The organism is Nonomuraea longicatena, assembly GCF_039525605.1.
In the GTDB taxonomy this organism is placed as follows: domain Bacteria; phylum Actinomycetota; class Actinomycetes; order Streptosporangiales; family Streptosporangiaceae; genus Nonomuraea; species Nonomuraea longicatena.
The window spans coordinates 116056-125661 of sequence record NZ_BAAAHQ010000024.1; the positions used below are offsets into that span (position 1 = coordinate 116056).

At 68.1% G+C, this 9606-nt stretch carries 13 protein-coding genes; 4 read left to right on the plus strand and 9 right to left on the minus strand.

Annotated features, from left to right (window positions below; genetic code table 11):
- Positions 1 to 359: 359 nt before the first annotated feature.
- From ABD120_RS24210 to ABD120_RS24230, 5 genes are all read right to left on the minus strand, one after another.
- The gene (locus ABD120_RS24210) at positions 360 to 512 is read right to left on the minus strand and encodes a hypothetical protein (protein WP_343952312.1); all 153 of its coding nucleotides are present in this window, start codon (positions 510 to 512) and stop codon (positions 360 to 362) included.
- Positions 513 to 960: 448 nt separating this feature from the next.
- Positions 961 to 1479 carry an ATP-binding protein gene (locus tag ABD120_RS24215; RefSeq protein ID WP_343952313.1) on the minus strand — a complete coding sequence of 173 codons (519 nt, stop codon included), beginning with the start codon at positions 1477 to 1479 and terminating at the stop codon, positions 961 to 963.
- Entirely contained in the window at positions 1479 to 1745 is a 267-nt protein-coding gene (locus tag ABD120_RS24220) for a hypothetical protein (protein ID WP_343952314.1), read from the minus strand. The genes ABD120_RS24215 and ABD120_RS24220 overlap by 1 nt, the downstream gene beginning before the upstream one ends.
- A 60-nt stretch (positions 1746 to 1805) precedes the next feature.
- Complete coding sequence (locus ABD120_RS24225) at positions 1806 to 3023, minus strand: helix-turn-helix domain-containing protein (protein WP_343952315.1); 1218 nt, start codon at positions 3021 to 3023, stop codon at positions 1806 to 1808.
- 231 nt (positions 3024 to 3254) lie between these two features.
- Entirely contained in the window at positions 3255 to 3950 is a 696-nt protein-coding gene (locus tag ABD120_RS24230) for an NAD(P)-dependent oxidoreductase (RefSeq protein WP_343952316.1), read from the minus strand.
- 63 nt (positions 3951 to 4013) lie between these two features.
- On the opposite strand from ABD120_RS24230, the gene ABD120_RS24235 reads away from it, so the two are divergent.
- Positions 4014 to 4631: a TetR/AcrR family transcriptional regulator gene (locus ABD120_RS24235; RefSeq protein ID WP_343952317.1), complete on the plus strand. Its 618-nt coding sequence runs from the start codon at positions 4014 to 4016 to the stop codon at positions 4629 to 4631.
- A 9-nt stretch (positions 4632 to 4640) separates the two neighbouring features.
- Complete coding sequence (locus ABD120_RS24240; RefSeq protein ID WP_343952318.1) at positions 4641 to 5009, plus strand: VOC family protein; 369 nt, start codon at positions 4641 to 4643, stop codon at positions 5007 to 5009.
- 420 nt (positions 5010 to 5429) lie between these two features.
- Here the strand turns inward: ABD120_RS24240 and ABD120_RS24245 are convergent, their stop codons facing one another.
- The gene (locus ABD120_RS24245) at positions 5430 to 5912 is read right to left on the minus strand and encodes a hypothetical protein (protein WP_343952319.1); all 483 of its coding nucleotides are present in this window, start codon (positions 5910 to 5912) and stop codon (positions 5430 to 5432) included.
- Between the two features lie 98 nt (positions 5913 to 6010).
- On the opposite strand from ABD120_RS24245, the gene ABD120_RS24250 reads away from it, so the two are divergent.
- Complete coding sequence (locus tag ABD120_RS24250; RefSeq protein WP_343952320.1) at positions 6011 to 6217, plus strand: hypothetical protein; 207 nt, start codon at positions 6011 to 6013, stop codon at positions 6215 to 6217.
- A gap of 56 nt (positions 6218 to 6273) precedes the next feature.
- On the plus strand, positions 6274 to 6456 hold the full coding sequence (locus ABD120_RS39890) for a recombinase family protein (protein ID WP_425564025.1): 183 nt from the start codon (positions 6274 to 6276) through the stop codon (positions 6454 to 6456).
- A 137-nt stretch (positions 6457 to 6593) separates the two neighbouring features.
- On the opposite strand, the gene ABD120_RS24255 is transcribed toward ABD120_RS39890, so the two are convergent.
- From ABD120_RS24255 to ABD120_RS24265, 3 genes are all read right to left on the minus strand, one after another.
- On the minus strand, positions 6594 to 8099 hold the full coding sequence (locus ABD120_RS24255; RefSeq protein ID WP_343952321.1) for a long-chain-fatty-acid--CoA ligase: 1506 nt from the start codon (positions 8097 to 8099) through the stop codon (positions 6594 to 6596).
- Between the two features lie 74 nt (positions 8100 to 8173).
- On the minus strand, positions 8174 to 8905 hold the full coding sequence (locus ABD120_RS24260; RefSeq protein ID WP_343952322.1) for a helix-turn-helix transcriptional regulator: 732 nt from the start codon (positions 8903 to 8905) through the stop codon (positions 8174 to 8176).
- A gap of 198 nt (positions 8906 to 9103) precedes the next feature.
- Positions 9104 to 9571, minus strand: a complete 468-nt coding sequence (locus ABD120_RS24265; protein ID WP_343952323.1) for an NUDIX domain-containing protein — start codon at positions 9569 to 9571, stop codon at positions 9104 to 9106.
- Positions 9572 to 9606: the final 35 nt, after the last annotated feature.

Consider the following 9606-nt stretch of genomic DNA (forward strand, 5'->3'; position numbering starts at 1 on the left):
GGCAGCACACGAGCCTCAAAGGCGTGGTCTTCCGCATGGCGCGCTTCGCGCGAAGGGCTCCAGGCAGCGCCCACCCGGGGGGAAGATCCCCCCGGACCCCCACTCCAAAGGCGAGGTCCTCGCGCTACGCGCTCGGGCTCCCCTTATTGGGGCTTTCGCCCCAAACCCCGAGCAGGGGCCCCGGCCCCTGCACCCCGAGCCTTGACCGATTCGGAAGCCAATAGCTCTGGCCTCGTCAACACCCAGGATCGCCGTTGCGCCGTCAGTTCACCGGAGCCGCATTGCCGATGGAGTTCCTGAAGATCTGACCTGTCTCTGGACTTTGAGCTGGTTAGTGATCTCGTCTCTGGTGGAAGCGCTCACATCGCGTCTCCACACATGATCAGGCTCCACAACTCGCCTGCCTGGCGGTTCGCGGCTTCGGGGCTGACATGGACGATGAGGCGACCGCCGGTTCGCTCGATGCGGCGGATCCAGTGTCGTCCGCCGATGGCGAGTTCCTCGTACTCCACCGGTCGGCAGCGGCAGCTCAACCGCACAACCCGGGGTGGCCGCCCGAACCGGAGTACCCACATGTTGCCCTCGAACTGCCATTCCACCCGATGGGGCCGTGCCGAGACCGGGGCCGGGCAGTACTCCTCACCGCATCGGCTCTCCCACGAAGGTTCTGGCTCGCTCAGTCGTTGAGCGGGCACCATCGGCAGGCCGGACATGAGGTCGTTTCGGGAGTGCGAAGGTGGGGCGTCACCGCCGATAGGTATCGCGGGGTCGTTCTCGGCCTGGTCGACGGGGGATTCGTTGGAGCTGGGCTGCTGTTCCGTGATCAGCCGACGCATGTCCATGTGAACCTCATTCGTGGGTGGGCAGCCCGCCGTACCTCGATGGCGGTGGGCCACCCTGTTGGTTCGGCCGTCCCTCGCCTCAAGAGGGCCGGGCCGATGTATCGGGAGTCAGGCAGGGTCAGTTGAACCGGCTGCCGAACGAGGGGGCGTTGAGGTCGCCTCGAAAGCAGCTGCTGCCCAGGCCGGGCACACCCCGCAGGAGAGGGCCGAGCGAGGGCAGGTCGGCGTGGTCGGGAGGGTGGCGGAACTCGAACCAGACCGCCTTTCCGCCGCGTTCGGGCAGCGGGAGGGTGCCCCACCTGCTGGTCATGGCCTGCACGATCGCCAGCCCACGCCCGCTCTCGGCGTCGTCGTCGGTCTCGACCGGGACGGGCATGGCGAGCGAGCGGTCGCTGACCCGCCCGGCGGCGAAGCCGGGGATCACCTGCAGCCGCAACTCGATCGGGGGCCGACCGTGACGCACCGCGTTGCTGACGAGCTCGGAGACCACGAGCACGACCGTGTCGATCAGCTCGTCGGGCCAGCTGTGCTCGGTGAGCACGTCGCGTACCGCGTGACGTGCCCTCCCGATGGCCTCAGCCTGCTGCGGCACCGCCAGCGTGAGAACGCTCGGCGCCTGCGCGGACGTGGTGGCCATTACCCGGAGACCCCGCGCAGCACGTGTGTGATGGCAGCTACGGCCTCGGCGATGTCGGTCGCGTCGATAACCCGGCCCTGCGGCCAGTGGTACCGACCGTCCCGGCTACCGATATCGACGTTGAGGCCGCCGTCATCGGGGTTGCACACACGCAGCGCTACATGCCGCGAGGTACCTACGATGTGGGCGGGCCAGCCGCGTTCGGCCAGCTCGGCGCGCAACTGCTCAAGGTGTTCCCGGGGCTCCACAGCCGTGTCGGTCTCCATGGAGGCCGACGATAGGAGCCTGAGGACTTCGGAATTTCACGGGCGTGAAATTCGCGAGAATCAGTGTGGAACTCCCATGCGGGCCGCCATTCCCCGCAGCTCACGGCCACCAGCGTGCACTTTGGACTGCTCAAGCATAACCGCTATGGATTCGTGAACTTTGGCGTCATTTCGCACTCTTTGTGGTGCCGCCTCTTCTGCTTGGCGAAGCCAGAGCAGCGCCTCTTTACGCGTTCGGCGATCCCGGGCGAGGCCCCGTCCGACGTCCGCGAGAAAGCAGGCCCGCCTCGCCGCGTGGCCGCGCAACCTCTCTTGACGGACCAGACGGGCCCTCTCCGCGACCCGGCTGCCCGCCTCGCCGAGTTCGACGCCGATGGCGACCCGCCAGACGGCGACGTTCGTCCGGCAGAACGCCTGCCAGTTGCCGTTCATGTCGTCGGGGACGTGAGCCGCGAGCCGGTCCGCTTCGTCTAGCCAGTGCCGAGCCCCGTCTCCGTCCAGGGTGGCGGCGGCCGCGAGGGCGGCGTTGAGCGCGAGCATGCCCAGCACCTGCCTGTCGGCGGCCGAGCGCACATGCGGCTGGACACGGTCGGCCGCGCGACCGGCGAGGAGCTTCACCCGATGCCAGTTGCTGGCGTTGGGACGAATGAGCGAGAAGGCCGCTTTGCCCCGAGTGACCGGATCGCCCAGCAGCACGGCGGCGTCGTCGGCGCGGCTGGCCGCGACATGCCCGAGATCCGGCTGCCCGAGACTGCGCGCCATACCTGCGGCGCACATGTACGCCTCGACCAGCGTCCGTAGGGCCAGGTGCTGTTCGGCCTCGTCTGCTGGGTCGCTGAGGTGGTAGTGGAGTTCGTCGATGAGGTCGGGCAGGTACTTGCCGACGAACAGGAAGTCGTACTGCCGTCGGTGTCTCTCGATCGGTCCGGCCATCAGGTCGACCAAGGCGTGGATCGGCCGAGCTCTGTCGACCACAGGATCGTGGTGGAGCCCGTTCGTCTCCAGCGAGGTTCTGAGCGCGGGAACGAGGGCATGCGGTGCTACCTGAGCATGATCGGTACCGAGATGCGGGCGCCCGACCAAATCCGTTTCCGATACGCGGAGCGCTGCCGCAAGTGCCGCGATGAAACTGCGCCGGTCCAGCGCGCGCAGGCCGCGCTCGGCCATGGACAGGTAGCTGGTGGACATGCCCGACTGCCCGGCCAGTTCGGCCAGGGTCATCCCGCGCCAGCGTCGCAGCGTCCGAAGGCGGAGCCCGATAGTGACTTCGTCGCTCATAACCCTGAGCCCTCCGTGTGGGTCGCGACTTCAGGCTACGGTGCAGGGCTTTTCGCTGTCATCGGTACTGTCACAACGCCTCGTTGACTTCCCACCCAGGTCGTCAAGCGTGCGGCGTCATGGTGGGACGGTGGCGGGGTGAGGAGCGCTCGGAGAGGCCCGTTGCCTGAGACGGCGGGAGGGGGTGGGGGCGGCTGGGCCGTAATAGGGAGGGGTGGTTTGAGGGAAAGATCAGCGGCCGAGATGCAGGGCCTCCTTCAGGAAGACCCGGTACACGCTCGGGACGCCCTCGCGCGTCAGCACCTCCACCACCGACCGCGCGTACAAGCCCTCCACCGCTGCCCGCACCAGCGCGTCCGCCAGGTCCCTGCGCGCGGTGAAGCGGCCCCTCAGCTGCGGCGGACCCACTGTGTAATCCGTCACCCGAGGCCCGTCGAACAGCCCCGACGGGCGCAGCACCGTCCACTCCAGGTCCGTCCCCGCGACGATCGACTCCGCCAGTCCCGCGTCCTCGTACAACGGCCGCCCCATCCGGATCAGCGTCGGTATGACCACCTTCCGGTAGAAGAACGTCTCGCCCGGCGGCGGGCGCATCGGCACGCCCGTTGACGTGACGCACACCAGTCGCCGGATGCCGTGCGCCCGCATCGCCTCGATCGCGTTCACGGCGAAGCGCGACATCGTCGTGGCCGCCGGAGACCCGTACGGCACTCCCAAGGTCGAGGCCACCGCGTCGTGCCCGGCGATCACGTCGCGGACCTCGGCCGGGTCCAGCGCGTCGGCCCGCGCCACCGTGAGGTTCGGCCCGCCGACCGGGAACGTGTCCGGGTTGCGCGTCACCGCCGTGACCGAGTGGCCCTCGTCGAGCGCCTGCCGGGTGGCGAGCCTGCCGGTCGGGCCGTTCGCCCCGAAGATCACAAGCTTCATGAGCTCTCCCTGCTATGATTTGACGCACAATATATTCATTATAAGCACCGTAAAGGGAACTCTATGCAGCAGCGGCGCTACGAGTCGATCCGCCGCACCGCGCAGGCGATCGAGACCCGGGCCCAGATCGCCGAGGCCGCGCGCGACCTCTTTCTGTCCCGTGGCTGGGCCGATACCACCGTCCGCGACGTGGCCAAGCAGGCGGGCGTCTCTGCGCCCACCGTGTATGCGACGTACCGCAACAAAGCGGGCCTGGCCCGCGCCCTCGCCGACAGCGCCGACCTGACCGGCGACGTCCCCCAACTGCTCGCCCGGCTCGAAGACCCCGCTGCCGATCCGCAGTCCCAGCTCGCCGCCATGGCCGCCTTTGACCGGCGGCTGTACGAACGCGCGGGCGACATCATCCTGCTCGTCCGCGAGGCCGGACGCACCGAACCCGAACTCGCCGACGTCTACCGCGACGGCCGGCGCCGCGCCGACGAAACCCGCGTCCAGGTATTCTCCTCGTGGCCCGACGGCGTCCTGCGCTCCGGCCTCGACGTCCCGGCCGCCGTGGACGTCTACGCGGCCATCTGCACCATCGACGTCTACACCGTCCTCACGATCGAACGCTCATGGACGCCGGACCGCGTCGAACGCTGGTGGTCCGGCGCCCTCGCCCGCGAACTGCTCACCCCGTAAAGGACCGCCGTGATCGCCGAACTCGAGTGCGTCGTCCTCGACTGCCCGGACCCGCACGCCCTCGCCGCCTTCTACCGCGACGTTCTCGGCGGTACGGTCGACCGGCCCGACCCCCGCTGGGAGACCGCCGACGACTGGGCGACCCTGCACACCCCGGACGGCCGGGTCCTCGGCTTCCAGCGGGTCACCGACCATCGCCCGCCCCAGTGGGGCGATCCCGGCCGCCCGCAGCAGTTCCACCTCGACCTCGGCGTCCCCGACCTCGACCACGCCCAGGAGCAGGTGCAGGCCCTGGGCGCGACCCTCCTCGACACCACGGAGGGCTGGCGGGTGTTAACCGACCCGGCCGGCCACCCGTTTTGCCTCGTCAAACGCTGACGATCAGCGCAGTTCGAACTCGAAGGATCGTGCGATGGCCGTGTTCGATTCACAGTCGCCACGTTTGTGACCAGGTCAAACTGGTACCCCACTCCCGCGGACGCACCCGTGGGCGATGCGGCCTTCCTGTGGCGCGCGTCCATTACAGACAGCTAGGCGTTCGCAATAAGCGGTACGAGAGGTGGGGCGGCCTAAAGTGAGGGTATGCCGGACGGCGAGGTGCTTGAGATACGGGAAGGGACCCGCCTCTCCTTCGTGCTGCCCAGGGTCGCTCCTGACCCGCATGAGTTCGAATCGGAGTTGACAGCCTGGTGTGGTTCTGGCACCGGCAAAACCAGTCTTGTGGCGCATCTGGTCGCCACCATCCTGAAAGCTTCGGCGTACTACCCACCGCGTGAGGCCGTCCTCTTCGCTTTGACGTCACACGACTCGGGCAAGACCTGGGCTCTCCCATCGACTTGGCGGACGTGTGACAGTTGCGTCGGCGGCCGGGACCTCGAAGCCTCTCTCGCTGACTTTCAGCGCTCCCGCCGATTCCTTCCTCTGCACCGTAACCCATTGCTGACCACCTGCCACGATCTCCTCTATGAGCGGGAGCCGCTTTCTCCTTTTGACCCTGTCCCTCAGGTGGACTGCCTTTTCGAGGACGGGCCGCCCCCGTTCTCCTCCTGCGCCGCACACCCTTGCGCACTGTCGCCCATCCTGCTCGTCCGGAAAGTCCACCCCGACCATCAGGAGATGCTTGTCCAGCTCCTGAACCGGGTCATCCGGATTATCCGTCTCGTCCGCAAGCTCATGGCTACGCACCTCAGACGTTTGTCCCATGTGCCAACGTTCGGTCTGCTGATGATGGCCGCCATGCTCCGATACGGTCATCGTCACGACTCTGACGACGACCTCCACTCTCCGCTTCGCCGATGCATGATCACGGCGGGAGGAGCGACGAGCATCTGACCCGATCGCGCTCCCCGCCTCCTGCGGAAGACTGGGAGTGAGTTCAGATGGAGATCCTGCTCCGCGTCCTGGCGGAGATGGCTCCGGCGGCCGGATGGATCGCCGCGTTCGTCGCGGCAGTGGTCGCCACCTTCGTGCTGTACGTGGGGGTTGCCATGGCCGCCACGCTGCTGACCCGGGACCAGAAGCGGGTCCAGATCCAGTACCGGGTCTTCTCAGACCTGCTGCGGCTGTTTCGCAGGGGCCGGCAGTGAGCGTGACGGCCACCGCCCGGCGCCGGGGGCGGCCGCCGTGCTGTCCGCCCGAGGTGGTGCTGCAGGTCATCACGTTGCGCGCGCAAGGGTTAAGCCTGGCGACGATCAGCAGAGTCCTCAACGAAGAAGGGGTGAGAACCCCAGCAGGAGGGCACGTCTGGCAGAAGTCCCACGTAGACCGGTTGCTGCACACCCTCTACGCGCGGGACCTGCTCGACGCCCTTAACGCAAGCGTGTAGCGCCCGTCCGGGCGGAGCGCGCACACCCGGTTGCCTGGCGGTGCCTCGAAGCGGAAGAAAGCTTGTCATGCCGGGTGGCCATGCCCCGGTTGCGTTTGAGCAAGCTGATGCCGTATTCCACAGCGTGACGCTGACGGTCAGCGCAGCTCGCGCTTGAGGACCTTCCCGGCGGCGTTCATCGGCAGGCTCTCGCGGAACTCGACCACGCGCGGGTACTTGTAGGCCGCCATGTTCTCCCGGCACCAGGCGACGAGTTCGTCCTCACCGACCGTCGCCCCGGGCGCCGGGATGACGTACGCCTTGACCTCCTCGCCGTGCGAGTCGTGCGGGACGCCGACCACCGCCACCAGTGAGACCGCCGGGTGCGTCATCAGCACCTCCTCCAGCTCGCGCGGGTAGATGTTGAAGCCACCCCGGATGATCATGTCCTTGGTACGGTCGACGATGGCGTAGTAGCCGTCCTCGTCGCAGGTCGCGAGGTCGCCGGTGCGGAACCAGCCGTCCCGCACGACCTCCTCGGTGGCCTCCGGCCGCCCGTGGTACCCCTTCATGACGTTGTGCCCGTGGACGGCGATCTCGCCCAGGCCCTCGACGGTGTTCCAGTCGTCGTCCACCAGTCGCATCCGCACCCCCCAGACGGGCACGCCGACCGTGCCGGGCTTGGCGGGCCGTCCGAGCTGGTTGAAACACACCACAGGGGACGTCTCCGACAGGCCGTACCCCTCCAGAATCGGGACGCCGAAGGCGCTCTCGAAGTCCTTCAGCACCTCGACCGGGCACGACGCGCCACCCGACACCGCCACCCGCAGCGTCGAGGGCGGCTCGCCGTCGGTCTTTCTCAGCAACGCCCAGAACATCGTCGGCACCCCGGCGAACATGGTCACCTTCTCCCTGCGCATCAGCTCCAGCGCCGCATCGGCCTCGAAGCGCGGCTGTAGCACGAGGGTCGCGCCGCGGCGCACGCTCATGTTCATGACGGCGGTCTGGCCGAAGGAGTGGAACAGCGGCAGTACGGCGAGTGCGACGTCGCCGTCAGGGGCGGTGGGGAACATCTCGTGGCAGACCATGGCGTTGGTCAGCAGGTTCAGGTGCGTCAGCTCGGCGCCTTTCGGCTGACCGGTGGTGCCGGAGGTGTACAGAATCGCGGCGATGTCATCGGGTTCGGTGGGCACCGTCGCGAACTCCCCGGACCTGCCCTCCAGCGCCGCCCAGAACTCCGACTCCGTGTCCATCGTCGCGGGCAGCACGAAGAAGTGCTCGCAACCCTCGGCGGCGTCGAACGCCGCCCGCCCGTGCGCGCCCATGGGCAGTTCGGGAGAACCCTCGAAACAGAAGAACGCCTTGGCGCCGCTGTCGTCCAGGTGGTAGGCGATCTCGCGCGGCCGCAGCAGCACGTTGAGCGGCACCACGGTCGCGCCCGCCTTGAGAACGCCGAAGTACACGAAGGGGAAATAGGGCAGGTTCGGGCACATCAGCGCCACCTTGTCGCCCCTGCCGATCCCTCGGGCGGCCAGGAGACCCGCCACCTGATTGGCGACGGCCTCGACCGTGGCGTACGACAGCCGCAGGTCACCGAGGACCAACGCGGTGCGGTCGGGGACACTGCGGGCGCTGTCTTCCAGAATGATCGACAGATTGAGCATCGCGACCCCTCCTCGGTGGCTACACCTCAAGAATGCGGGGCCGACGCGTCGGCGGCTTGGACGAACGTGCCGTCTCAGGGCAGCCAGTCGATGGCGGCGGCGTAGGTCGAGGGCGCGGCCCCGAAAGTGCGCTGGAAGACCCTGGTGAAATGCGGCCCGTCGGTGAACCCGGCGTGGTGGGCGGCCATCGTCAGCGACTCTCCCGCCGCCACCAGCCTGATCGCATGCTGGATACGCTGCCAGCGCACGTACGGCCGCAGCGGGATCCCCACCTGCGCGCTGAACAGGTGCGCGAGCCGACTCGGCGACAGATGCGCGGCAGCCGCCACCGCCTCCAGCCGCACCGGCCCGCCGACCAGAAGCGTCGGAATCACGGCCATCGCCACCTCCACCGCCGGGTGAACGGTAGCTGGCTCGCCCGTCCACGCCTCGACGCCCTTCAGCGCGATCGCGGCCTCGGCGGGGTCACCCGGAAACGCGAACGCCTCGGCCGGCACGCCCCAGCTCGCGGCCTCGGCCCCGGCACCGGAGCGGGCGAGCAGAAACCGGCCCGGCTCACTACGCGGTTCAATCTGCGCCAGCAGCGCCCCGCGCGCCCCCGCGACGATGGCGTGCCCGGTATCGGACGGTACGACCGCAGCCCTGGTGGTCACCCGCCCGCCATGGGCATCGGCCATGGTGAACGGCTCCGCGGAGACGATCAGGTGGATCGCGTGGTGCGCGTGCGGCCGGGTCGTGCCGATGGCGCCGCCGTACAGCAGAATGCCCGGACGAAGCAGACACCACCCTCGCCAGACCTGCGACATCCCACCTCCCGCCGTGGCTGTCCCCTCAAGGATGCGTCTTCCGCACGACGATGTCTTGTACAAACGTGTCGATTCCCAGCCCACCGACGACCGGCCACTGCTTCGCCCCTTCTGGACCGAGCTGGCTCGGCAAACGCACCGCCACTGCCCGTCAGATCGCCAAAGAGCGGGATGGGCGCAAGATGGGTGATGACGGTCTCAGTCGATATGCGGGTACGCGCCGTTCAGATAGTCGTTGAGCTGGCGCCACTGGGTCGGGTGGATATCAAGGCCCTGGAGGTCTTCGGGCGCCACCCATCGGACATCGCTGGCCTCGTCGTTGGCTTCCGGCTGGCCGCCGACCGGTCGGGCGATCAGCATCACTTCGTACTCTTGGCGAACCTCCCCGTCGGTGTAGGCGACGATGTGACCAGGATCGGAGTAGATCCCGAGCATGCTCACCGGTTCGACGGTGACCCCGGTTTCCTCTTGGGTCTCGCGTACGGCGCACTGTGAGGGCGTCTCACCAATCTCCATCTTGCCCATCGGCAACGCCCATTGGCCGGTGTCCCGCCTGCGCTGCAAAAGGATGCGGCCCGCGTCGTCGACGGTGACGGTTCCGCAGGCGGGAACCAGGGTGTTGGCCTTCGGCGCGTTCGGGTCGTTCCAGAACTCGACTCGTCCCATGGGTCGTCCTCAGATCTCGGCACCGGACCACGGCA